Here is a 21,889-nt window from a genome sequence, read left to right as displayed (position 1 = left end):
CCCCGAGAGGGCAGACTCTCAAAGTTCCGTGCCCGGTGCCACCCGGCGACACTGTGTCGGCACAGGTCGGCGGGCCGGGCCGGGGTCAGAGGACGACGGTCGGCTGCGTGCGGAAGCTGAGCCGGTGCGCCTCGCGCGCGGTGCGCAGGCGGTCGACCTCGTCCGTCCACGGGCGGACGGCCGGGCGCGCCCTGGCCTTGCGGGCGGCGATCTCCGCGGCGCGGCGGGCCTTCGCGTCCTGCTCGTCCGTCGCGTACGCCTTCGGGCCCATCTCGACCCGCTCGGCCGCCTCGGCGGCGGCGAGCACGGCGGTCAGCGCCTGGTCGAACGCCGCGGTCAGCTCCCGCAGCCGCGGCTCGGGCGTCGGCGCGCCCTGCGCGTCCCGCAGCTCCCGCTCGGCCGCCCCCGCCGCCGCGAGCCGCTCGTCGTACTCGGCGGCGAGCCGCCGGTCGGCCTCGTACGGCTCGGCGACGTCCTTGCTCACCCGGCGGCCCAGCGGCATGGCGGTACTCCTTCGGCGGTCGGCCTCGTGGTCGGTCGATGTGTGGTCGGTCGATGTCGTGGTCGGTCGGCGCCGTGGTCGGCGAAATCGTCCGGACGAGGAAAGGGTACGCGGCGGCGCGGCGTGTCGTGACGGTGGACACCCCGCCCCGGCCCTTTACGTAGTAAGGTCCATGCTCACTATGGTCAGGCAACCGAGCATCAACGCCCAGCACCGCGCGCCGCTGTCCACCGAGCGGATCATCGACGCGGCGCTGCGCATCGTCGACGGCCAGGGCCTCGCCCGGCTCACCATGCGCCGCCTCGGCGACGCCCTGGAGGTCGAGGCGATGGCGATCTACCACCACCTCCCCCGCGGCAAGGAGCAGCTCCTCGACGGGCTCGTCGCGCACGTCGCGTCCGCGCCCGCCGACACCGGCACCGTCGCGCTGCAGGCCGGCTGGCAGGACGTCCTGCGCGGCTGGGCCCGCGGCTACCGGGCGCGCCTGCTCGCGCACGCGGGCGTCCTCCCCCTCGTCGTCACCCGCCGCAACCCCGCCGCGCTCGTCACCACCGTCACGTCGCTGCGCGAGGTGCTGCGCCGCGGCGGCGTCCGCGAGGAGACCGCCGCCGTCGCCGCGCACACCCTCCTCGGCTACGTCATCGGGCACGCCGCGCTGGAGGTCCGCGGCACCGCCGAGGACGGCGCCGACCGGGCCGTGAACTGGGACGACCGCTTCGACGCCGGGCTCGACCTCGTCCTCAGGAGCGTCCAGTAGCCCGCCGGCTCAGTCCTCGACGACGAGGATCTCCAGGTGCAAGGGGCCGTGCGCGCCCTCCACCCGGACCATCTCGATCGCGTGCGTCGCCGACGGGCCGCTGATCCACGTCAGCGGCCGGGACGGGTCGAGCCGCCGCACCGCCTCCGGCACCGTCCCGACGATCTGGTCGGCGTGCACCACGCACAGGTGGTAGCCGGGCACGGCCGTCAGCGCCCGCCTGCCCTGCGCGCGGCCGCCGTCGAGGACCACGGTGCCGGTCCGCGCGACGGCCGCCGCGCAGCCGGTGACCACGCCGTCCACCGCGCCGAGCGCCTCGGCATCCAGAGCCGGGGCATCGGCCAGCGCGCGGACGCCCTCCAGCTCCGCCAGCCACCCGTACGGCAGGTCGGCGGGGACGACGATCTGCTTGGCCTCGCGCCCCCACAGCGCGGCGGCGACGGCGGTGCCGAGCTCGTCCGCGCTGACGTGCCGCACCGCCGCCCGGTTGGCGGCGACCCGCTCGGTGAACAGCGCGACGACGTCCGCCCTGGTCGCGGCCTCGGCCTCGGGCAGCGTCCGGTCGTAGCCGCGCGGGACGGGCGGGCTCGTGCCGCGCGACCCGCCGAGCGCCTCCCGCACCCGGCGCAGCACCTCGGCGCGCGAACCGCCGCCGGTCATGACCGCCCCACCGGCACGCTCGCCGTCACGGCCGCCTCCGGGCCCACCAGGCGCGGAAGCTCTCGGCGGGCGGCGCGGGCAGGTCGCGGGCCTCCGTCCACTTGCCGAGCAGGCCGGGCAGCCGGCGGATCCGGCCGCCGCGCGACAGCAGCCGCGCCCACCGGGTGCTCCGGCGCAGCGCGGTCTCGTAGCGGCGGGCGTCGCCCATCGTCCAGGCGAGCCCGCGCATCAGCGCCAGTTCCGGCGTCGGGACGGGGCGCCGCCGCCGCGACTCCACCACCGCGCCCCGCAGGTGCACCAGCACCCCCGGAATGTCGATCTTCACCGGGCAGACGTCGGCGCACGCGCCGCACAGCGTCGACGCGTACGGCAGCGAGGCGTCGGCCGCGCTCTCCACGCCGCGCAGCTGCGGGGTGAGGATCGCGCCGATCGGCCCCGGGTACACCGGCCCGTACGCGCGGCCGCCCGTCCGCTCGTAGACGGGGCACACGTTCACGCAGGCCGAGCAGCGGACGCAGCGCAGCGCGGCGCGCCCGACCTCGTCGGCGAGGACCCGCGTGCGCCCGTTGTCGACCAGGACGAGATGGAACGCCCGCGGCCCGTCGCCCGGCGTCACGCCCGGCCACGACGCGGCGTAGGGGGTCATCGGGCCCGCGCCCGCCGCGCGCGGCAGCAGCTGAAGGAACACCTCCAGGTCGGCCCACGACGGGACGACCTTGTCGATGCCCGCGACGGTGATCAGCGTGTCGGGCAGGGACAGGCACATCCGCGCGTTGCCCTCGGACTCCAGCACCACCGGCGTCCCGGTCTCGGCGACGAGGAAGTTCGCGCCGGTCACCGCGACGCGGGCGCGCAGCAGCCGGTCGCGCAGGTGGGCGCGGGCGGCGGCGGCCAGCCCGGCCGGGTCGTCGCCGAGGCCGGCGGCGGGCAACGTCCGCCGGAACAGCTCGGCGATCTCCGCGCGGTCGCGGTGCAGCGCGGGCGACAGCAGGTGGGACGGCTCGTCCCCGCCGAGCCCGACGACCAAATCCGCGATCGCCGTCTCGTAGGCGATCACCCCGGCGCGGGCCAGCGCGGCGTCCAGCCCGATCTCCCGGAGCGTCGCCGACGACGCCTTCACGACCTCCTTCGCGCCGGACGCGCGCACCAGGCCGGTGACGACCTCGCGCGCCTCGGCCGCGTCGACCGCCCAGTGGACGACGCCGCCCGTTTCGGTCACCCGCCGCTCCAGCTCCTCCAGGTGGACGTCGAGGTTGAGGAGCGCCGCGTCCCCGATCGCGCGGCCCGCCTCCCGGAGGGCGTCCCAGTCGGCGGCCCCGGCGGTGGCGGCGGACGTCCGCGCCCGCGCCTCGGCGGTCGCGCCGCGCAGGTTGCGGCGCAGACCGGTATCGGCCAGCGCGGACCGCGCGGCGCTCGCGAACTTCGGCGCCGGCAGCGGCACCGGACCGCCGCCGGGCCTCGTCCGGGTGGAGGACGGGGTCGTCCGCCGGGAGGGGGCCGTCACGCCGGCCCCGTCGCGGCGAGGATCTCGGCCAGGTGCATCGTCCGGACGCCGCTGCGCAGCCGCGACAGCGCGCCCCCGATGTGCGCCAGGCACGAGTTGTCGACCGCGCACACCACGTCGGCGCCCGTGTCGCGGACGTGCCGGACCTTGTCGGCCACCATCGCGACCGACACGTCGGAGTTCTTCATCGCGAACGCGCCGCCGAACCCGCAGCACTCCCCCGCCGCGGGCAGCTCGACCAGGTCGAGGCCGCGGACCGCGCGCAGCAGCCGCAGCGGGCGGTCGCCGACGCCGAGCACCCGCGCGGCCTGGCAGGACGGGTGGTAGGTCACCCGGTGCGGGAAGTACGCGCCGACGTCAGTGAGGCCCAGGACGTCCACCAGGAACTCGGTCAGCTCGTAGACGGCGAGGCCCTCGGCGGCGCGGGCGAGGGCCGGGTCGCGGGCGGCGCGGGCCAGCCGCGGGTAGGAGTCGCGGACGGCCGCCGCGCACGACGCGGACGGCGCGACCACCGCCGCCGCGCCCTCGAACAGCGCCGCGTACGCGCGGGCCAGCGCGGCGGCCTCGCGGTGGTAGCCGGTCGTCCAGTGGACCTGCCCGCAGCACGTCTGGCCCGGCGGGTACTCGACCTCGTGCCCGAGCCGCTCCAGTAACGCGGTCACGGCCTTCCCGGTGTCCGGGAACAGCGCGTCGTCGAAGCAGGCGACGGACAGGGCGACCCGCACCGGCCTCACTCCCCCCACGCCTCGCAAAGCCGTTCCCACGGAACATCGTAGGGGTTTCACCCGGCGACGGCGTGTCGTTCTCCGTCCGTTGTCGCGCGGCGGGGACGCTGAGGGTACCGGCACTTCGGGGTGAGGAGGGTCACAGCCTCCGGTACTCCGGTACCAACGGACAACCGTCCCAACGGGCTATAGCCGACGGGTACGAACCGTTCCACACTGGGGTGCGTCAGACAAGGAAGTACGCGACCGACCAGTTGCACGAGACCGGAGGCACACGATGTGCCCGCACCAGCCGCCCTGTCCCTCGCACGACGCGCCCGACCGCGACGCCGCACGGACGCTGGCCTCCCACCCCGAGCAGGGGTGGAGCCTGCTGTGCAACGGCGTCGTGCTCTTCGAGGACACCGGTGAGCTGCTGCCCGACGGGGAAGTCATCGCACCGCACCGGCCGACGGATCCACTGACTCCGTCCGCCGCTTGAACACGTCCACGGGGGACTAGTTCAAACGGGTGATCATCCTCGGGGGCAACGCCCACCTGTCCCGCCCATCCGTCCCAGGACTCCGGGCCCGCACCGGGCCCGGACCGAAGACCCTCAACGGCCGCCCGTCCGCACCGGACGGGCCGCCCGCAACCCCGCCGCGGGCCCCGCCCATCGCCGCAGCCACGGCTCCGCCGCCCGTCCGACGGCGGCGGCGTCGCGGTTCAGGTCGTGCCGCTCCCCCGCCAGCACGACGACCTCGGCGGCGTCCGCCGCGTCCGGCACCCCGAACGGGTCCCGGTCGCCGTTGACGACGAGCACCTCCACGCCCGCGCCGCGCAACTCGTCCACCCGCGTCTTCTCGGGACGGCCCGGCGGGTGCAGCGGGAACGCCAGCGCGACCACGCCGGCGGCGCCGGCGGCCGCCGCCGTCCGGCACGCGACCCGCGCCCCGTTGCTCCGCCCGCCCTGGACGAGCGGGACGTCCCGGAACCTCCGCCGCAGCTTCGCGACGACCTGCAGCCACGCCTCGTCCTGTTTCACCGCCGGGCCCGGCGCGCGCCGCCCGGTGAGCCGGAACGGCTGGGTCACCCGCGCGACCGCGCCGCCGAGGCCGAGCGCCGCCTCCCGGACGGCGAGCAGGTCGGCCGCCTCCACGCCGCCGTTCGAGCCGTGCGTGAGGACCAGCAGGAACGCCGGGTCGTCCACGGCGTCCACGGTCGCCTCGGCCGGGCCGTGCGCCGTCACCAGCTTCGTCCGCCTGCCCATCCGCCCACGGTAGCGGGCCGTCCAGATGATCTTTGCGGCAGACTGGGCGGATGGAGCGAATGACAGACGCCGAATGGCGCGCGTTCGTCATGGCGGGCACCCGCACCGGCAAGGCGGCCGTCACCGCCGCGGACGGGACGCCGCACGTCACGCCGGTCTGGTTCGTCCTCGACGGCGACGACGTGCTGTTCAACACGGCCCGCGCGACCGTCAAGGGCCGCGCGCTGGCCCGCGACCCGCGCGTGTCCATCTGCGTGGACGACCAGACCCCGCCCTACTCGTACGTGATGATGCGGGCCGAGGCGTCCCTCGTCGAAGACCTGGACGAGATGCGCCGCTGGGCCACCGTCATCGGCGGCCGCTACATGGGCGCCGACCGCGCCGAGGAGTTCGGGGCGCGCAACGCCGTCCCGACCGAGTACCTGGTCCGCGCCCGCATCACGAAGGTCGTCGCCGAACGCGGCATCACCGACTAGCCCCTCGACCCCGCGCGGGTCAGGTGTCGGTGCGGTCGGGGGCGTCCATGGCGAGGCGGAGGCGTTCGGCGAAGCTCTCCTGCAGCAGGGGCCCCCAGGCGTAGCCGCCCGGGACGCGCACCGCCCTGCCGAGCGCCTCGTCCGCGTCGCCCCTCGGCCGCTCCCCGGCGTCGGCGCCGCCCGCGTCCCGGACGGCGAGCAGCGCGTACATGTGGTCGAGCGCGCCGAACGCGTCGCCCGCGAGGGCGGGCAGCGTCCCGTCCGCGACGGCCTGCTCGACGACGGGCTCCCACCACAGGTCGGCGGGATCGGCGTCGTCCTCGTCGCCGCCGAAGTCGCGGCGGAGCCGGGCGCGGACCTGCGCGGCCGTCCCCGGGTCGGCGAGGCCGCGCCGCCACACCTCGGACGCCTCGCCGCCGCGCCCGCGCAGCGGCAGCGTCCGGGCGAGCAGCTCGGTGGCGAGCGGCCCGACCTCCGGGTCGGACGGGTCCTGCCCGAGGGCCGCGTCGAACGCGCCGATCGCCTGGTCGAGGCAGGCGATGCCGAGCGCGACCGCGAGCCGCGCGTACGCGTACGGCGCGGCGGCGCGGTCGACCAGCCGGAGCCCGGCGGTCAGGACGCGCTGCGCCCGCGCGGGCTCGCCGCGCTCCAGCAGCCGCTCGGCGAGGTCGTGCGCGGCGGGCGGGCCGTACTCGGCGTCGCCCGTGCCGAGCACGGCCTCCCAGTGGCCGCGCGCCTCGTCGAAGTCGCCGGCGTCGTCGGCGATCCGGGCGAGGGCGAGGTGGGCGGGCGGCAGGTAGGCCGGGTTGCCGAAGTCGACCACGACCCGCCACGCGGGCGCCGCCTGCGCCTGCTCGCCGGCCCGCTCGTGCGTGAGCGCCAGGTGGTAGGCGGCGCGCGGCCCGTACTCGGGGTCGCCGGTGGCGATCGCCGCCCGGTCGGCCTCGCGGGCCCCGGCCACGTCCCCGGCGTCGTCGAGGACGACCGCGAGCCCGAGCGCCGCCCGCGCCCGGCACGGCGTGTCGCCGAGCGCGAGCACCGTCCCGAACAACGCCGCCGCCCGGTCGGCCTCGCCGTTCTCGGCCAGCTTCCGGGCCTCCTCGCACACCTGCGCCGGGTCGAGGTCCGGCTCCGGGGACTCGCTCATCGATCTGCCCTCTGGGGTCGGGGACGCGCTGCCCTCACGGGGGTCGGGTCGCGCCCGAGCCTAGCGGGTGCGCCGCCCCCGAGGGGCGACCCTCAGCGCCCGATCCTCGGTCCTCGGTCTCAGTCCTCGAACGCCTCGGGGGGCGGGCAGGAGCAGATCAGGTTGCGGTCGCCGTGGGCCTGGTCGACGCGGCGGACGGGCGGCCAGTACTTGTCCTCGCGGAGGGCGGGCAGCGGGTAGGCGGCCTCCTCGCGGGTGTAGGCGTGCTTCCAGTCGTCGGAGAGCAGGCAGGCGGCGGTGTGCGGGGCGTTCTTGAGGGGGTTGTCCGCGCGGTCGTAGGCGCCGTCGGCGACCCGCTGGATCTCGCGGCGGATCTCGATCATCGCGTCGCAGAACCGGTCGAGCTCGATGAGGTCCTCGGACTCGGTCGGCTCGATCATCAGCGTCCCGGCGACCGGGAACGACAGGGTCGGGGCGTGGAAGCCGTAGTCGATGAGGCGCTTCGCGACGTCCTCGGCGGTGATCCCGGTCTCCTTGGTGATCTTGCGGAGGTCGGCGATGCACTCGTGCGCGACGAGCCCGTTCCGCCCGGTGTAGAGGATCGGGTAGTGCGGGCCGAGCCGGGCGGCGAGGTAGTTGGCCGCGACGATCGCGCCCTCGGTGGCGGCGCGGAGGCCGTCCGGTCCCATCATGGCGATGTAGGCCCAGGAGATCGGCAGGATGCCCGCCGAGCCCCAGGGCGCGGCGGAGATCGGGCCGACCCCGGTGTCCGGGCCCGCCTCGGCGCGCAGCGGGTGGTTCGGCAGGAACGGGGCGAGGTGCTCGCGGACGCCGATCGGCCCGACGCCCGGCCCGCCGCCGCCGTGCGGGATGCAGAACGTCTTGTGCAGGTTGAGGTGCGACACGTCCGACCCGAACTCGCCGGGACGGGCCAGCCCGACGAGCGCGTTGAGGTTGGCGCCGTCGACGTAGACCTGGCCGCCCGCGTCGTGCACGGCCGCGCACACGTCGGTGATCGTCTCCTCGAACACGCCGTGCGTGGACGGGTAGGTCACCATAATCGCGGCGAGCCGGTCGCCGTGCTGCCCGATCTTGGCGTGCAGGTCGTCGAGGTCGACGTTGCCGCCGTCGTCGCACTTCACGACGACGACGCGCATCCCGGCCATGACGGCGCTGGCGGCGTTGGTGCCGTGCGCGGACGACGGGATCAGGCACACGTCCCGGCGGTCGTCGCCGCGCGAGGCGTGGTAGCCGCGGATGGCGAGCAGCCCGGCCAGCTCGCCCTGCGACCCGGCGTTCGGCTGGACGGACACCTTCGCGTACCCGGTGATCTCGGCGAGCGCGTCCTCCAGCTCGCCGATCAGCTCGACGTACCCGGCGGCCTGGTCGACCGGCGCGAACGGGTGGATGTTCGCGAACTCCGGCCAGGTGATCGGCTCCATCTCGGCGGTGGCGTTCAGCTTCATCGTGCAGGAGCCGAGCGGGATCATCGACCGGTCGAGCGCGACGTCGCGGTCCTGGAGGCGGCGCAGGTAGCGCAGCATCGCGGTCTCGGAGCGGTGCGCGTGGAACACCGGGTGGGTCAGGTAGGGGCTCTCGCGGCGCAGGTCGTCCGGGATCGCCTCGGCGGGGGACTCGGCGGCGGGCGCGGCGCCGAACGCCTCCAGCACGGCGGTGACGTGCACGGGCAGCGTCGTCTCGTCGCAGGCGACGGCGACGTGGTCGGCGTCCACCGGGCGGAGGTTGACGCGGCGCTCGCGGGCGGCCGCGACGACCTCCGCCGCGCGGCCGGGCACGCGGGCGAGGACGGTGTCGAAGAACGCGCCGTGCACGACGTCGACGCCCGCGGCGCGGAGCCCGGCGGCGATCTCGGCGGCGCGGCGGTGCGTGCGCTGCGCGATCGCGGCGAGCCCGTCCGGGCCGTGGTAGACGGCGTACATGCTCGCCATCACCGCGAGCAGGACCTGCGCGGTGCAGATGTTGCTGGTGGCCTTCTCCCGCCGGATGTGCTGCTCGCGGGTCTGCAGCGCGAGCCGGTGCGCGGGCGCGCCGTCCGCGTCGACGGACACGCCGACGAGCCGGCCGGGGAGCTGCCGCTGGATGCCGTCGCGGACCGCCATGTATCCGGCGTGCGGGCCGCCGAACCCGTACGGGACGCCGAACCGCTGCGCCGAGCCCACCGCGATGTCGGCGCCCGACTCCCCCGGCGGGCGCAGCAGCGTCAGCGCGAGCAGGTCGGCGGCGACGACCGCCTGCGCGCCGCGCTCGTGCGCCTGCGCGATCACCGGCTCCAGGTCGCGGACGGCCCCGGACGCGCCCGGGTACTGCAGCAGCACGCCGAAGAAGTCGCCGTCCGGCAGCCCGCCGGACAGGTCGGCGATGACGACCTCGATGCCGAGCGGGACGGCCCGCGTCCGCACGACCTCGATCGTCTGCGGCAGCGCGTCGGCGTCCACCAGGAACGTGCCAGGCTCCTTGCGCTTGGAAGCCCGGTGCGCGAGGGCCATGCCCTCGGCGGCGGCGGTGGCCTCGTCCAGCATGGACGCGTTCGCCACCGGCAGGCCGGTCAGGTCGCTGACGACGGTCTGGAAGTTCAGCAGCGCCTCAAGCCGCCCCTGCGAGATCTCCGGCTGGTAGGGGGTGTAGGCGGTGTACCAGCCCGGGTTCTCCAGGACGTTCCGCATGATCACGCCCGGCGTGGTCGTGCCGTGGTAGCCGAGCCCGATCATCGAGGTGAGGACGGTGTTGCGGGCGGCGAGCTCGCGGAGCCGGTCCAGCGCGGCGCTCTCGCTCAGCGCGGGCGGCAGGTCCAGCGGCCGGGCGGTGCGGATCGCGGCGGGCACGGCGTCGGCGATCAGGGCGTCGACGCCCGAGTAGCCGACGGCCGCCAGCATCCTCGCCTGGTCGTCCGGGGACGGGCCGATGTGCCGGTCGGCGAACGCGGCGCGCGGGTGCTGCGGCGCGGCGACGGGCGCGAAGAACTGGGCCGTCATGGAGAGCCTCCTGGCTGCTGCGGGTCGCTCAGGTGAACCGCCGGGACTGACCGGCGGCCGGTTCTCCCCCTCTGTCATCGGCACCTGAGAGCTTCACCCGCGCGGCGGGGTTTCCCCTTCGGTGAGCCGCCCGTCCCCTCCCGCGGGGACCGGCGCCTGCTTTCCAGAGGTGCCTCGCCCGAGCGGTCCTTTTGCCTGAGAGGTTCCGGGGAGGTTGCCCCTTCGGCGCCCCACGCTGGCGGCGTGGGGTCTCTCCCGCACAGGGTCGACGGCATGTCCTGGACAAACCCTACCCAAAGATCGGTCGCGACGATCGTCCCGCCCCTCCGACGTGCGCCGCAGCGCTTCTACCCGTGAGTACGATGTGCACGTCCACCAGGGGGACCGGGCCTGGGACACTGATCACGCGATGGACGATCAGGGCGGCGGTACGGCGTGACGCACACGGGCGACGGCGCGGCGCGCGCACGGGCGCACGGGCGGGCGCGCGGGCGGGCGCGGCCGTGACCCCGGCAGCCGTGCCCGTCGACGAGCCCGCCCAGCCGGACCGGATCCGCCGCTCGTCCGACGCCATCCGGTTCGCCGCGTCCGTGGTCGGGCTGGCCGCGGTGATGCTGCTCGTGTCGATCGCGCAGCAGACGACGCACGGCCTGCAGACCGACATCGCGCAGGGCACCGCGCACGCACCGCGGCTGCTGCTGTCCCTCGCGACGCTCGTGTCCAGCTTCGGCGTGCTGGCCGTGCCGGTCGCGTTCGCGATCGAGCGGCTGCTCCGCAAGGACGGGACGCGCGTCGCGATCGCCCTGCTCGCCGCCGTGATCGCGTTCGGGATCACGGTGGGCCTCGACGACCTCGTCGTGCGGGCCGCGCCGGGCGGCGTCCTCGACTCGCTGATCTGGGGCGGCAGCGCCACCGCGCCCGTGCACACCGACATCGCGCCCGTGATCGCGTTCGTCAGCGCGGTCGGGATGGCGGGCCGCGTCCGCTGGCAGGCCGCGACCTGGACGCTGATCGGGCTCGCCGCGCTGACCGGGCTCACCGCGTCCTACGCCTCGGTCGCCGCGCTCGCCGCCACCTACTTCCTCGGCACCGCCATCGGCCACGGGACGCTCTACGCCGTCGGCACCCCGAACCCGCGCCCGTCCGGCGCCGCCGTCATGGCGGCGCTCGACCGGCTCGGGCTCCGCGCGGCGAAGGCGGCCCGGCTGGACGAGCCCGCCGAGGGCGCCGAGGAGGCCCGCCGGTACGGCGTCGTCCTCGGCGCCGGCCCCGCGGCCGGGCACGGCGTCCGCCCCCCGGCGCGGCACGGCGGCTGGGACGTGGAGGTCCACGTCCTGGACCGCGACCAGCAGACCGCCGGGCTGCTCTACCGGGTGTGGCGGCTGCTGCGGCTGCGCTCGGCGACGACCGGCCGGGCGCTGCGGTCGCTGCGCCGCTCCCTGGAGCAGGAGTCGCTGATGGCGTACGCGGTGGACGCGGCGGGCGTCCGCACCCCGCGCCTGCTCGGCACCTCGGAGGTCGGCACCGAGGCGGCCCTGCTCGCCTACGAGCACGTGCCGGGACGGCGGCTCGCGGACGTCCCCGACAAGGAGGTCACCGACGCCCTCCTCGCCGACGTGTGGCGGCAGTTCCGCGCCCTCCAGGCGGCGCGGCTCGCGCACCGGCGGCTGCAGGACGGCGCCGTCCTCGTCGGCGACGACGGCCGCGCCTACGTCACCGGCCTGCGCGCCGGGGAGATCGCGGCGGGCGACCTCGCGCTGCGCCTCGACCTGGCCCAGTTCCTCACCACCCTCGCGCTCCGGACGGGCGCCGAGCGCGCCGTCCGCACCGCCGCCGAGGTGCTCGGCGAGGAGGCCCTCGCCGCCGCCGTGCCGCTGCTGCAGCGGGTCGCGCTGTCGCGGGAGACCCGGGCGGCGCTGCGGCACGACCGGGAGCTGCTGACCCGGATCAGGGAGCAGATCGTCCGGCTGAAGCCGGAGACGGAGGTCGCGCCGGTCCGGCTGGAGCGGTTCCGGCCCCGGACGGTCTTCAGCATCGTCGCGCTGTCGATCGCGGCGTACATCGTCATCCCGCAGGTCGCGAGCCTCGACCTGCGCACCATGGCGGCCACGGCGAGCTGGCACTGGGTGGTCGCCGCGCTGGGCGGGGCCGCGCTCACCTACCTGGCGGCGGCGCTCATGCTGATGGGGTTCGTGCCCGAGCGGCTGCCGCTGGGCCGGACCGTCCTCGCCCAGCTCGCCGCGTCGTTCGTGAAGCTCGTCGCCCCGGCGGCGGTCGGCGGCGTCGCGGTCAACACCCGCTACCTGCAGCGGTCCGGGGTGCGGCCGGGGCCCGCGGTGGCGAGCGTCGGCGCGTCCCAGCTCGTCGGGCTGGTCACGCACCTGCTGCTGCTCGTCCTGTTCGGGTTCCTCACCGGGTCGAGCGGCAAGGCCACGCAGGACCTCGCGCCGTCCCGGGCGATCGTCATCGCCGTCCTGGCGACGGGACTGCTCGCCGGGCTCGCGCTGACCGTGCCGCGGGTCAGGCGGGAGGCGACGTCGCGGCTGCGGAGCATGTTCTCCGGCGTGGTGCCGCGGCTCGTGGACGTCCTGCAGTCGCCGAAGAAGCTCACCACCGGGATGGGCGGGACGCTGCTTCTGACGGTCGGGTTCGTCCTGTGCCTGGACGCCTCGATCCGCGCGTTCGGCGGTTCGCTGCCGGTCACGTCAGTGGTCGTGGTGTTCCTCACCGCGAACGCGCTGGGCTCGGCCGCGCCGACGCCGGGCGGGCTCGGGGCCGTGGAGGGCGCGCTGACGCTGGCGCTGACGATCTCCGGCCTGTCCGCGGAGACCGCGACGTCGGCGGTGCTGCTGTACCGGCTGCTGACCCTGTGGCTGCCGGTGCTCCCCGGCTGGGCGGCCTTCGCCTACCTCCAACGCAAGGAGGCCCTCTGAGCGGCACCTCAGCCGCGGATCGGCGAGGCCGGAACCCGACGCGAGAGCCATGAGGCGGGCGTGGACCAGCCTGTGGCGGAGGGTTGAGCGGGTGCTGGAGGGGCGAACGGGGTGCGGCGGGCCGTACGGCGGGGTTCGACCGGTGCGCGGGTTTCGGCGGAGTGCGTGTCAGCCGGTGCGGCGGGGCTTCGGTCGGTGCCCGGGGGGCTCAGCCGGTGCGGGGGGGGAGCCGGGAGGTGAGACAGGCGGTGGAGGGTCAGCCGGTGCGGCGGGCGCGGCGGCGGTTCGCGAGCTCGTCGTGGGGGTGCTCGGAGGGGTCGTCCCCGACGGCCTCGGCGCGTTCGCCGGGCAGTTCGGCGAGGCTGCCCTCGACCTCCTGCCAGACGCGGCCGAGCGCTATGCCGAACACGCCCTGCCCGCCCTGCAGCAGATCGACGACCTCGTCGGCCGAGGTGCACTCGTAGACGCTGACGCCGTCGCTCATCAGGGTGATCTGCGCCAGGTCGCGGACGCCGCGGTCGCGCAGGTGCGACACCGCCGTCCGGATCTGCTGCAGCGACACCCCGGTGTCGAGGAGCCGCTTCACGACCTTCAGGACGAGGATGTCGCGGAAGCTGTAGAGCCGCTGGCTGCCCGATCCGTGCGCCGACCGGACGCTGGGCTCGACCAGTTTCGTCCGGGCCCAGTAGTCGAGCTGCCGGTAGGTGATCCCCGCCGCGGCGCACGCCGTCGGGCCGCGGTAGCCGACATCCTCCGGTGGCACGGACACCTGCGTGTCGAAGAGCAGCCCCTGCTCCCCGGCGCGCTGGGACGCCATCCGCCTCTCGGGGGTCGCCTTGCCCTCGCCGCTGCTCACCGCCACGCGGACCTCCGGCTTCTATCATCCCGTGCCGCTTCGTCAAGGGGGTTTGACGACTTACACCACGGGTGTTCCACCAGCACGGTAGGTGCCGGTCAGGGTGTGGTCAACGTTCATCGTCGGCGCGTCGCATGCCCGGATGAACCGGCTTCACGTGGGCAAACCTCGCACCTTCCGAGCCAACCCCACTCCTACCCGTGTTTATCGCCCCGCACTCGTGTTCGTCGCGGCGCACTCCTCTTTCGGGCCTCGGCGGCCCTCCATCGTCGTGCACCGCTGTGCGGTCGCCGCATCGCTCCGGCTCGCCTCGCGGCTCGCCTCGCGATCAGGTCCCCGCTTCGCTCGAACCTGGCTTCGCCCGCGATCGCGACGGTCCGGGTGCGTGCGTGGCCGGGGTGGTGGCTGAGGTTGCTGAAACGAGAGTACCTCTTGGTGATCCCCTCGCGCCCGCGGCTCGCCAAGGGCGCTCACCGCGCTCCGGCGGTCAGCCCGCGCGGCCGAAGTCCTCCGGGGAGATGGTGTCGAGGAACTCGCGGAACTTCTCGACCTCGTCCTCCTGCTCGTCCGGGATGGCGACCCCGGCCTCTTCGAGGACGTCCTCGCTGGCGAAGATCGTGGCGCCGGTGCGCAGGGCGAGGGCGATGGAGTCGGACGGGCGGGCGCTCACCTCGACGCCGTTGGAGAACACGAGGTCGGCGAAGAAGATGCCCTCGCGCAGCGCCGTGATGTTGACGGTGCGGAGCTGGACGCTGAGGGCGTCCAGGACGTCGCGGAACAGGTCGTGGGTGAGCGGGCGGGCGGGCAGCACACCCTGCTGGGCGAAGGCGATCGCGGTCGCTTCGACCGCCCCGATCCAGATGGGCAGGTAGCGGTCGCCCTCCGTCTCCTTCAACAGGACGATGGGCTGATTGGAGGGCATCTCGACCCGGACGCCGACGACCTCCATCTGCTTCACTGCGGCTCCCTGCTGGTTCTCGCCGTCTCGATCACCACGTGCAGCGGATCAGTTCGTGACCGAACCCTGTAGCCAACGTACACCCCGCTCCGGACAGCTCGTGTTGCCGCGGGTCCGGCAAAAACCTCCGCGGCGCACATGATCAGCGGTCGAGGCTTTCGCGGAGTCCGGCGTCGACCAGCGCGGCGTGCAGCCGCACCGACAGCGCGGCGATCTCCCGCGCCGTCTCGGCCGCCTGCTCGTGGGCGCCCTGGCCGCGGCGGCGCAGCTGCGGCGCGACCATCTGCTCGATCAGCCCGACCTGCCGGTCGGCGGCGGCCTTCACGGCGCGCAGGTGGCGGACCTCGAAGCCGAACTCGCCGAGCGCCGCGGCGGCGCGGGCGACGCTCAGCGCGTCGCCCTCGTAGTGGGTCCCGGCGCGGCGGACGAGGCCGTACTCCTCCAGCCGGGCGAGCAGCCCCTCGTCGATCCCGGCGCCGTCGAGGAGCTGGCGCCGGGTCAGCCGGACGGGCGGGTCGGCGGCGGTGGTGTCGGCCGCGACGAGCGTGCGGGGGCGGCGCGGCTCCGGCGCGCCGGGACGGCGGGGCCCGAGCGGCGGCGGGTTCTCGCCGCGGTCGCGCGCCTCCAGGTGCTGGCGGATGACGCGGAGCGGGAGGTAGTGGTCGCGCTGCGCGGCGAGGACGAACCGCAGCCGCTCCACGTCGGCCGCGCCGAACTTGCGGTACCCGGACGGGCTGCGCTGCGGCTCGACGAGGCCCTCGGACTCCAGGAACCGGATCTTGGAGATGGTGATGTCGGGGAAGTCGGGCCTGAGCAGTCCGAGGACGTCCCCGATCGTCATCAGGGACCGGGCGGATTGCGCGTTCATGGCCCCTCCCATCGTCGCCGCGGCCTCGTGCTCCGCCGGTGCAGGCCGCGCGTCAGCCGTGCGCCGGATTGGTCAGGAACACCAGCCGGAACTTGCCGATCTGCACCTCGTCGCCGCCGGACAGCCCGGCCTGGTCGATCCGCTGCCGGTTGACGTAGGTGCCGTTGAGGCTGCCCACGTCGCGGACGGAGAACACCGCCCCCTGCCGGGCGAACTCGGCGTGGCGGCGGGACACGGTGACGTCGTCCAGGAAGATGTCGCTCTCGGGGTGCCGTCCGGCGGAGGTGCGGTCCTTGTCGAGCAGGAACCGGCTCCCCGCGTTCGGGCCCCGCTTGACCACGAGCAGCGCCGTCCCCGGCGGGAGCGCCTCCATGGCCATCTGGTCGGGACCGAGCGAGGGCTCCTCGGTTCCGGCGTCGGTGTCGAGGGCCTCGAACCCGCCGATGGAGATGGTGGACGTGGACTCGCCGGGCGACTCCCGGGGAGGGAGCGGACTCCGGGTGAGCGGAGTACCGCAGTTCGAGCAGAAGCGGGCATCATCCGGGTTGGCGTGACCGCACTGCGTGCAGTAGACGCTCGGCATCGATCGGCTCGGCCTCCTACCATCGGCGCGGCACGGGGACCCCGCCGCAACGGGAGCCGCCTGCGCCATGCGCATCCATCAACCAACCCACGCCGGGGGCCCGCCCCCGGCCACGGTCGACCCACCGCCCGCTCAGACGACGGTCGCCGCAACTTACGCGGGTATTACCCGAGGGGTCAACTGGAACGGTGAGCCGGCCGGACCAAACTACATTCGTCGATGATCGCAGGTCTACGCCGCCGCGCGGACCGCCCCGATGACGACGTTCGAGCGGGCCGTCCGGTTTACCGCTCCCCCCGTCTCCCTCTACGGAGACCGTACCGCGTCGACGACGACTTTCGCGCGCGGGGTGATCGAGACCTCGGCGCCGGCCGCCTGGAGCGTCCGCACCAGCCCGCCGGGGATGTTCAGCGCGGTCGTCATCGTGTGGGGGTCGCCGATGGCGCGGAACCGGTACGGCGGGGCGAGCGCGCGGCCGTCGGCCCGGACGCCGCCGCGGTCGTCCAGGAAGTAGGTGTCGACCCCGGCGCGCACGTCGTTGACCTGCACGACCTCGGCGCCCGCGTCGCGCAGCTCCTCCAGCGCGTCGAGCAGGTTGACGGCCCGCACGCCGCGCCGGGGGTCGCCGACCGTCAGCTCGATGCCGGGGCCCTCGGCCGGGACGGTGCCCGCGAGGAGGCCGTAGGTGGCCGCCCGCTTGCGGGCCTCCTCCAGGGCGGTTCCACCCTGCGCGTCCCGTTCGAGCCGGGCCTTGGTGTCCTCCAGGTCGCGCAGGTCGCCGCGCAGCCGCTCGGAGCGCTGGCCCAGATCGGACAGGACGCCGACGAGCTCGTCCTGCCGCGCGGTCGCGAACGTGGTGTCCCGCTCGTTCGAGCGGATCTGCGCGACCACCGCGAACCCGAGCACGAGGCAGAGGAGGCCGCCGATCAGCTGGCCCATGCTGACTCGCGGTCTCAACAGGTCGGCGACCGCGCGGAGGCCCTCCGGGCGCGGCCCGGCGTCGCGCGGCCCGGCGTCGCGTTCGCGGCCCGTCATGCGCCGAACAGCCTGCGCCGGATGCCCGCCGCGTTGGAGAAGATCCGGATGCCGAGGACGACCACCACGCCGGTCGAGAGCTGCGACCCCACGCCGAGCTTGTCGCCGAGGAACACGATCAGCGCGGCGATGACGGTGTTGCTGAGGAAGGAGACGACGAACACCTTCTCGTCGAAGATGCCCTCCAGCCGCGCCCGGATCCCGCCGAACATGGCGTCGAGCGCCGCGACGACCGCGATGGGCAGGTACGGCTCCGCCCAGAGCGGCACGTCCGGCTGGAGGACGAGCCCGAGCGTCACGCCGATCACGAGCCCGATCAGCGCGATCACGTCCGGGTCACCCCTCCCCCGCTCACCGGTCCCCCGCTCACAGGTCCCCCGCTCACCGGCCGTCCCCCTCGTGCGGGACGGCGTACCGCAGCCGGACGGCTCCGGCGGCGGGCAGCCGGACGTCCGAGGCGCGGCGCGTCCCGTACCCGATCCGGTAGCGCTCGCTCAGCGCCCGCAGCCGCCGGTCGGCGGCCGAGCCGGCGAAGGCGGCGCGGAGCCGGTCCGGGTCGCCGACCGCCGTCACCGCGTAGGGCGCGCCGAGCGGGCGGTAGTCGACGAGGATCGCCTCGCCCGCGGCGCGGATCGCGGTGGTCGGGGTGAGCCGCTGCCCGTTGATCCCGATCGCCTCGGCCCCGGCCGCCCAGAGCCCGTTGACCAGGACCTGGAGGTCCTGATCATAGACCCGGCCGTCGGTCGCGGCGGGCCCGCGGCCGGGCCGGGCGCCCGGGTCGTCGGCGGGCGCGTCGTCGAGCGTGACGACGAGCCCGCCGCCGGACGCGGGCGTCGCGGCCGCGGCGGCGCTCGCGCGGGCGAGCGCCTGCCGGGCGCGGCGGCCCTCCGCGCTGCGGGCGAGGGCGGCGGCGCGGCGGCGCTCGGTCTCGTCCCGGAGGCGGCCGAGGCGGCGCTGGAGGTCGTCGGTCTCTGCGGTGCGGGCGTGGATCTCGTCGACCAGCCGGGAGCGGCGCTCGGCGGCGACGGGCTCGCCGCGCCGCACCTCGGCCCCGGCGACCGCGATCAGCGTCCCGGCGAGCGCGAGGACGAGCAGGACGCCGCCGCCGCGCAGCCGCCCCCGCCGGGGGCCGGGCGCCTCGACGCCGCCGCCCGCCGCGGCGCGCCGGGCCGCCGCCTCGGCGTAGCCGTGGTCGAGGAGCTTCCCGGCGAACAGGTCGGCGAGCAGCGACATGGAGGCGTCGGGCCGCCGCCGCCAGCCGTCCGGGCCGTCGTCCCGTCGTGTGATCACGGCCCCATCATGGCAAGGACGTCCAAATTAACGGGGGAACCCCGTCCGTAACGCGGCCGGCGGCCGCGCCCCGCGACGCCACGGTGGCCTGACCTTCCTGGACGGGCGAGGTCCGATCGTCCATCGTTTTCACACGGGCGTTTCCACCTGGGCGTTTCCACACGGGGCGCGGTGCCGGGCGCCCGGACGGGAGGCGATGCCGATGATCGAGGTCCGGGACGTGGGCCAGTGCGTGGACGGGGGCCGCCGCACGCTGCGCGACGTGTCGCTGACGATCGGGACCGGGGAGCTGGTCGCGATCGTCGGCGGCAGCGGCGCGGGCAAGACCACGCTGCTGGACGCGCTCGCGGGCGTCCGCCCGCCCGCCGAGGGCCACGTCCGCCGCGCGGGCGGCGACGGGTCGCTCGGGTATGTCCCGCAGGACGACATCGTCCACCGGGACCTGCCGCTGCGCCGCACCCTCCGCTACGCCGCGGGCCTGCGGCTGCCCGCCGGGACGCCGCCGCAGGACGCGGAGCGCGCGGTCGACGGCGCGCTCGCCGCGCTCGGGCTCGCCGGCCGCGCCGGGCAGCGGGTCGGGTCGCTGAGCGGCGGCGAGCGCAAGCGCGCCAGCATCGCGGTCGAGCTGCTGACCCGGCCGTGCGTGTTCTTCCTGGACGAGCCGACGTCCGGCCTCGACCCGGCGACGGCGGCCGACCTGATGCGGACCCTGCGCGGCCTCGCCGCCACCGGGACGACGGTCGTCCTCACGACGCACCACCCGCCGGACGCGGCCGTGTGCGACAAGGTCGCCGTCCTCGCCATGGACGGGACGCTCGCGTTCTACGGCCCGCCCCGCGAGGCGCTCGCGCACTTCCAGGCCGACGGGTTCGACGACGTCTACCTCCGCCTGTCCGGCGATCGAGCGGAGGCCGGGCGGGCTCCCGCGCCGGAGCCCGTGCCGGGTCCCGCCGACCGGCCCCCGCCGGGCGGGCGGCCGGTCGGGGCGTGGCGGCAGTGGGCCCTGCTCAGCCGCCGCAACGCCGACCTGCTGACCCGGAACCGCCTGACGCTCGCCGTCCTCGCGGGCTCGCCGGTGATGGTGCTGGCGATGTTCGCCGTCCTGTTCCGTCCGGGGGCGTTCTCCCCCGCCGCGCCCAGCCCGAGCGCGACGGTGATGATCCTGTTCTGGATCGCGTTCGGCGGGTTCTTCTTCGGCCTTACCTACGGCCTGCTTCAGGTGTGCACGGAACTGCCGGTGGTGCGGCGGGAGCGGCTCACCGGGCTGCGCGCCGGGCCGTACGTGCTGGCGAAGGTCGCCGTGCTGCTGCCGCTGCTGGCCGTCGTGGACGCGCTGACGCTCGGCGTCCTGCGCGCCCTGGACCGGCTGCCCGCGGCGGGCTGGGGCACCTACGGGGAGCTGTTCACGACGCTGCTGCTGTGCTCGCTCGCGGCGCTGGCGCTGGGCCTCCTCGTGTCCGCGGCCGTGACCGATCCGGCGCAGGCGACGATGGCGCTGCCGATGCTGTGCTTCCCGCAGGTGCTGTTCGTGGGGGCGATCCTGCCCGTCCCTGTGATGGCGGCGCCGGGACGGTGGCTGAGCTACGCCATGTCCAACCGGTGGGCGTTCGAGGCGCTCGGCCACAGCCTCGGCGTCGAGCGGCTCTGGGCCGGCGGGCGCTCCCCGCTCGGCCCGCCGCTGCTCGATTCCTACGGGGACACGTTCTCCCGCGCCGCCGCCGCCGACTGGGCCGTGCTCGGCGGGTTCGCGGCGCTGTTCCTCGCCGGGACGTGGCTGGTGATCGTCCGGCGCACCTGACATCCGGCCTACCTGACAAACGTTCCCGGCCGGACCAAAAAAGGTCAGGACACCCCCTTGCGTGTCACACCCGAATTTCGGACCGTTTTCATAAGGGTGTGGCTTACATGCACGCGGGGGTGCACCATGGGCCCTTCATCCGGCTCCGACGACCCGTCCGGCTGCGGCGGGGGCTTCGCGGGAACGCGGCGGCTCGACGAGCTGCGCGCCACCGAGTACCGCTACCTGGACGAGCGCGGCCAGACCTACCTCGACTACACCGGCTCCGGCGTCGCCGCGGACGCGCAGATCCGCGCCCACTGCGAGCGGCTCGCGGGCCACTGCTACGGCAACCCGCACTCGGAGAACCCGACGTCCAGCGCGTCCACCGCGCTGGTCGAGCGGACGCGGGAGGCGATCCTGGGGTTCTTCAACGCCTCCCCGGACGAGTACGCGGTCGTGTTCACGCCGAACGCGAGCGGCGCGTGCCGCCTCGTCGGCGAGGCGTACCCGTTCGAGCCGGGCGACCGGCTCGTCCTCACCGGCGACAACCACAACTCGGTGAACGGGCTGCGCGAGTTCGCGCGGGCGCGCGGCGCGGCGACGGTGCACGTCCCCGTCCGCGGGCCCGAGCTGCGCGTCCCGGACGAGGAGGTCGCCGCCGCGCTTACCGGCCGCCGCGGCCTGTTCGTCTTCCCGGCGCAGAGCAACTTCAGCGGCGTGCAGCACCCGCTGAGCTGGATCGAGCTGGCACGGGCGCACGGCTACGACGTCCTGCTGGACGCGGCGGCGTTCGTCCCCGCCAACCGCCTGGACCTCTCCCTCGTGCGGCCCGACTTCATCCCGGTGAGCTGGTACAAGGTGTTCGGGTACCCGACCGGCGTGGGCGCGCTGGTCGCGCGGCGCGAGGCCCTGTCGCGGCTACGCCGCCCGTGGTTCGCGGGCGGGACGATCCAGGCCGTCAGCGCGCTCGGCGGCTGGCACGTCCTCGCCCCGGACGAGACGGCCTTCGAGGACGGCACCCTCAACTTCCTGTCCATCCCGGACGTGGAGTTCGGCATCCGCTGGGTCGAGGACATCGGCATGGACCTCATCCACCGCCGGGTCATGGCCCTGACGGCCCGCCTGCTGCGCCGCCTCGCCGCCCTCCGCCACCCGGACGGCTCCCCGCTGGTGAGGATCTACGGCCCGGAAGGCATCGACCGGCGCGGCGGCACCGTCGCGTTCAACGTCCTCGACGCGCACGGCGGGGTCGTCGACGAGCGGATCGTGGCCCGCGACACCGCCGCCGCGGGGATCTCCGTCCGCACCGGCTGCTTCTGCAACCCCGGCGCCGGGGAGGGCGCGTTCGAGATCCCGGAGCGGGCGCTGCGGCTCACCGCGCACCGGCGGATGCGGACGCTCGACGACTACCTCGGCGTCCTCGGCCTGCCGAGCGGCGGAGCGGTGCGCGCGTCGCTCGGCCTCGTGTCGAACGCGGCCGACGTCGACCGCCTCACCGGGTTCCTCGACGCCGCCTACGGGAGCCGCGAGCCGGACGCGACCGGCCTGAAGCCCCGCGAGCGCTGCTGAGCGC

Annotated in this window: 20 protein-coding genes and 2 riboswitches; of the genes, 6 read left to right on the top strand and 14 right to left on the bottom strand. The window is 75.3% G+C overall.

What is annotated here, in order from left to right; genetic code table 11:
* Positions 1–85 precede the first annotated feature (85 nt).
* On the bottom strand, positions 86–502 hold the full coding sequence (locus FXF68_RS29960; protein ID WP_148765086.1) for a plectin: 417 nt from the start codon (positions 500–502) through the stop codon (positions 86–88).
* Positions 503–683: 181 nt separating this feature from the next.
* Here FXF68_RS29960 and FXF68_RS29955 point away from each other — a divergent pair, with 181 nt between their 5' ends.
* The gene (locus FXF68_RS29955) at positions 684–1,259 is read left to right on the top strand and encodes a TetR/AcrR family transcriptional regulator C-terminal domain-containing protein (protein ID WP_148765084.1); all 576 of its coding nucleotides are present in this window, start codon (positions 684–686) and stop codon (positions 1,257–1,259) included.
* Positions 1,260–1,268: 9 nt separating this feature from the next.
* On the opposite strand, the gene FXF68_RS29950 is transcribed toward FXF68_RS29955, so the two are convergent.
* The 3 genes from FXF68_RS29950 to FXF68_RS29940 are packed head-to-tail and all read right to left on the bottom strand — an operon-like array spanning position 1,269 to position 4,148.
* Positions 1,269–1,919 carry a LutC/YkgG family protein gene (locus FXF68_RS29950; RefSeq protein WP_148765082.1) on the bottom strand — a complete coding sequence of 217 codons (651 nt, stop codon included), beginning with the start codon at positions 1,917–1,919 and terminating at the stop codon, positions 1,269–1,271.
* 25 nt (positions 1,920–1,944) lie between these two features.
* A complete protein-coding gene (locus FXF68_RS29945) occupies positions 1,945–3,423 on the bottom strand; it encodes a lactate utilization protein B (RefSeq protein ID WP_246179021.1) in 1,479 nt (492 codons plus the stop codon).
* On the bottom strand, positions 3,420–4,148 hold the full coding sequence (locus FXF68_RS29940; RefSeq protein WP_148765080.1) for a (Fe-S)-binding protein: 729 nt from the start codon (positions 4,146–4,148) through the stop codon (positions 3,420–3,422). The genes FXF68_RS29945 and FXF68_RS29940 overlap by 4 nt, the downstream gene beginning before the upstream one ends.
* Before the next feature lie 277 nt (positions 4,149–4,425).
* On the opposite strand from FXF68_RS29940, the gene FXF68_RS29935 reads away from it, so the two are divergent.
* Positions 4,426–4,629 carry a DUF5999 family protein gene (locus FXF68_RS29935; protein ID WP_067886204.1) on the top strand — a complete coding sequence of 68 codons (204 nt, stop codon included), beginning with the start codon at positions 4,426–4,428 and terminating at the stop codon, positions 4,627–4,629.
* A 114-nt stretch (positions 4,630–4,743) separates the two neighbouring features.
* Here FXF68_RS29935 and FXF68_RS29930 read toward each other — a convergent pair whose 3' ends face one another.
* Positions 4,744–5,397 (bottom strand): alpha/beta hydrolase family protein, encoded by a 654-nt coding sequence (locus FXF68_RS29930; protein ID WP_148765078.1) that lies wholly within the window; start codon positions 5,395–5,397, stop codon positions 4,744–4,746.
* 50 nt (positions 5,398–5,447) lie between these two features.
* On the opposite strand from FXF68_RS29930, the gene FXF68_RS29925 reads away from it, so the two are divergent.
* Positions 5,448–5,873 (top strand): PPOX class F420-dependent oxidoreductase, encoded by a 426-nt coding sequence (locus FXF68_RS29925; protein WP_148765076.1) that lies wholly within the window; start codon positions 5,448–5,450, stop codon positions 5,871–5,873.
* Between the two features lie 19 nt (positions 5,874–5,892).
* Here the strand turns inward: FXF68_RS29925 and FXF68_RS29920 are convergent, their stop codons facing one another.
* Positions 5,893–7,020 carry a tetratricopeptide repeat protein gene (locus FXF68_RS29920; protein ID WP_148765074.1) on the bottom strand — a complete coding sequence of 376 codons (1,128 nt, stop codon included), beginning with the start codon at positions 7,018–7,020 and terminating at the stop codon, positions 5,893–5,895.
* 119 nt (positions 7,021–7,139) lie between these two features.
* The gene (gcvP, locus tag FXF68_RS29915) at positions 7,140–10,013 is read right to left on the bottom strand and encodes an aminomethyl-transferring glycine dehydrogenase (RefSeq protein WP_148765072.1); all 2,874 of its coding nucleotides are present in this window, start codon (positions 10,011–10,013) and stop codon (positions 7,140–7,142) included.
* A 61-nt stretch (positions 10,014–10,074) separates the two neighbouring features.
* Positions 10,075–10,186: riboswitch (glycine riboswitch) on the bottom strand.
* Positions 10,187–10,281: riboswitch (glycine riboswitch) on the bottom strand.
* 235 nt (positions 10,282–10,516) lie between these two features.
* Between gcvP and FXF68_RS29910 the strand changes: the two genes are divergently transcribed.
* Positions 10,517–12,946: a lysylphosphatidylglycerol synthase transmembrane domain-containing protein gene (locus FXF68_RS29910; RefSeq protein ID WP_246179020.1), complete on the top strand. Its 2,430-nt coding sequence runs from the start codon at positions 10,517–10,519 to the stop codon at positions 12,944–12,946.
* A gap of 256 nt (positions 12,947–13,202) precedes the next feature.
* Here the strand turns inward: FXF68_RS29910 and FXF68_RS29905 are convergent, their stop codons facing one another.
* The 7 genes from FXF68_RS29905 to FXF68_RS29875 form a co-directional block, all read right to left on the bottom strand.
* Positions 13,203–13,808 carry a MerR family transcriptional regulator gene (locus FXF68_RS29905; RefSeq protein WP_148765068.1) on the bottom strand — a complete coding sequence of 202 codons (606 nt, stop codon included), beginning with the start codon at positions 13,806–13,808 and terminating at the stop codon, positions 13,203–13,205.
* A gap of 481 nt (positions 13,809–14,289) precedes the next feature.
* Positions 14,290–14,760 (bottom strand): bifunctional nuclease family protein, encoded by a 471-nt coding sequence (locus FXF68_RS29900; RefSeq protein WP_067886188.1) that lies wholly within the window; start codon positions 14,758–14,760, stop codon positions 14,290–14,292.
* A 142-nt stretch (positions 14,761–14,902) separates the two neighbouring features.
* Positions 14,903–15,628 carry a transcriptional regulator FtsR gene (gene ftsR, locus FXF68_RS29895; RefSeq protein WP_148765066.1) on the bottom strand — a complete coding sequence of 242 codons (726 nt, stop codon included), beginning with the start codon at positions 15,626–15,628 and terminating at the stop codon, positions 14,903–14,905.
* Between the two features lie 52 nt (positions 15,629–15,680).
* A complete protein-coding gene (locus FXF68_RS29890; RefSeq protein ID WP_148349080.1) occupies positions 15,681–16,211 on the bottom strand; it encodes an FHA domain-containing protein in 531 nt (176 codons plus the stop codon).
* A gap of 306 nt (positions 16,212–16,517) precedes the next feature.
* Entirely contained in the window at positions 16,518–17,246 is a 729-nt protein-coding gene (locus tag FXF68_RS29885; RefSeq protein WP_148765064.1) for a DUF881 domain-containing protein, read from the bottom strand.
* The gene (locus FXF68_RS29880) at positions 17,243–17,575 is read right to left on the bottom strand and encodes a small basic family protein (RefSeq protein WP_148349078.1); all 333 of its coding nucleotides are present in this window, start codon (positions 17,573–17,575) and stop codon (positions 17,243–17,245) included. Before FXF68_RS29880 ends, FXF68_RS29885 begins: the two co-directional genes overlap by 4 nt.
* 52 nt (positions 17,576–17,627) lie before the next feature.
* The gene (locus FXF68_RS29875) at positions 17,628–18,536 is read right to left on the bottom strand and encodes a DUF881 domain-containing protein (protein ID WP_148765062.1); all 909 of its coding nucleotides are present in this window, start codon (positions 18,534–18,536) and stop codon (positions 17,628–17,630) included.
* A 196-nt stretch (positions 18,537–18,732) separates the two neighbouring features.
* On the opposite strand from FXF68_RS29875, the gene FXF68_RS29870 reads away from it, so the two are divergent.
* On the top strand, positions 18,733–20,334 hold the full coding sequence (locus FXF68_RS29870) for an ABC transporter ATP-binding protein/permease (RefSeq protein WP_148765060.1): 1,602 nt from the start codon (positions 18,733–18,735) through the stop codon (positions 20,332–20,334).
* Positions 20,335–20,460: 126 nt separating this feature from the next.
* Positions 20,461–21,885, top strand: a complete 1,425-nt coding sequence (locus FXF68_RS29865; RefSeq protein WP_148765057.1) for an aminotransferase class V-fold PLP-dependent enzyme — start codon at positions 20,461–20,463, stop codon at positions 21,883–21,885.
* Positions 21,886–21,889: the final 4 nt, after the last annotated feature.

The sequence above is a fragment of the Actinomadura decatromicini genome, assembly GCF_008121305.1.
Taxonomy (GTDB): Bacteria; Actinomycetota; Actinomycetes; order Streptosporangiales; family Streptosporangiaceae; genus Spirillospora; species Spirillospora syzygii.
This window is presented reverse-complemented; position numbering and strand designations above follow the sequence as displayed.

What these genes read in the sequence shown, in the direction of transcription:
- FXF68_RS29960 (WP_148765086.1), bottom strand. Translation starts at nt 502, where the DNA reads ATGCCGCTGGGCCGCCGGGTGAGCAAGGACGTCGCCGAGCCGTACGAG.
- FXF68_RS29955 (WP_148765084.1), top strand. Translation starts at nt 684, where the DNA reads ATGGTCAGGCAACCGAGCATCAACGCCCAGCACCGCGCGCCGCTGTCC.
- FXF68_RS29950 (WP_148765082.1), bottom strand. Translation starts at nt 1,919, where the DNA reads ATGACCGGCGGCGGTTCGCGCGCCGAGGTGCTGCGCCGGGTGCGGGAG.
- FXF68_RS29935 (WP_067886204.1), top strand. Translation starts at nt 4,426, where the DNA reads ATGTGCCCGCACCAGCCGCCCTGTCCCTCGCACGACGCGCCCGACCGC.
- FXF68_RS29930 (WP_148765078.1), bottom strand. Translation starts at nt 5,397, where the DNA reads ATGGGCAGGCGGACGAAGCTGGTGACGGCGCACGGCCCGGCCGAGGCG.
- FXF68_RS29925 (WP_148765076.1), top strand. Translation starts at nt 5,448, where the DNA reads ATGGAGCGAATGACAGACGCCGAATGGCGCGCGTTCGTCATGGCGGGC.
- FXF68_RS29920 (WP_148765074.1), bottom strand. Translation starts at nt 7,020, where the DNA reads ATGAGCGAGTCCCCGGAGCCGGACCTCGACCCGGCGCAGGTGTGCGAG.
- gcvP (WP_148765072.1), bottom strand. Translation starts at nt 10,013, where the DNA reads ATGACGGCCCAGTTCTTCGCGCCCGTCGCCGCGCCGCAGCACCCGCGC.
- ftsR (WP_148765066.1), bottom strand. Translation starts at nt 15,628, where the DNA reads ATGAACGCGCAATCCGCCCGGTCCCTGATGACGATCGGGGACGTCCTC.
- FXF68_RS29890 (WP_148349080.1), bottom strand. Translation starts at nt 16,211, where the DNA reads ATGCCGAGCGTCTACTGCACGCAGTGCGGTCACGCCAACCCGGATGAT.
- FXF68_RS29885 (WP_148765064.1), bottom strand. Translation starts at nt 17,246, where the DNA reads ATGACGGGCCGCGAACGCGACGCCGGGCCGCGCGACGCCGGGCCGCGC.
- FXF68_RS29870 (WP_148765060.1), top strand. Translation starts at nt 18,733, where the DNA reads ATGCCGATGATCGAGGTCCGGGACGTGGGCCAGTGCGTGGACGGGGGC.
- FXF68_RS29865 (WP_148765057.1), top strand. Translation starts at nt 20,461, where the DNA reads ATGGGCCCTTCATCCGGCTCCGACGACCCGTCCGGCTGCGGCGGGGGC.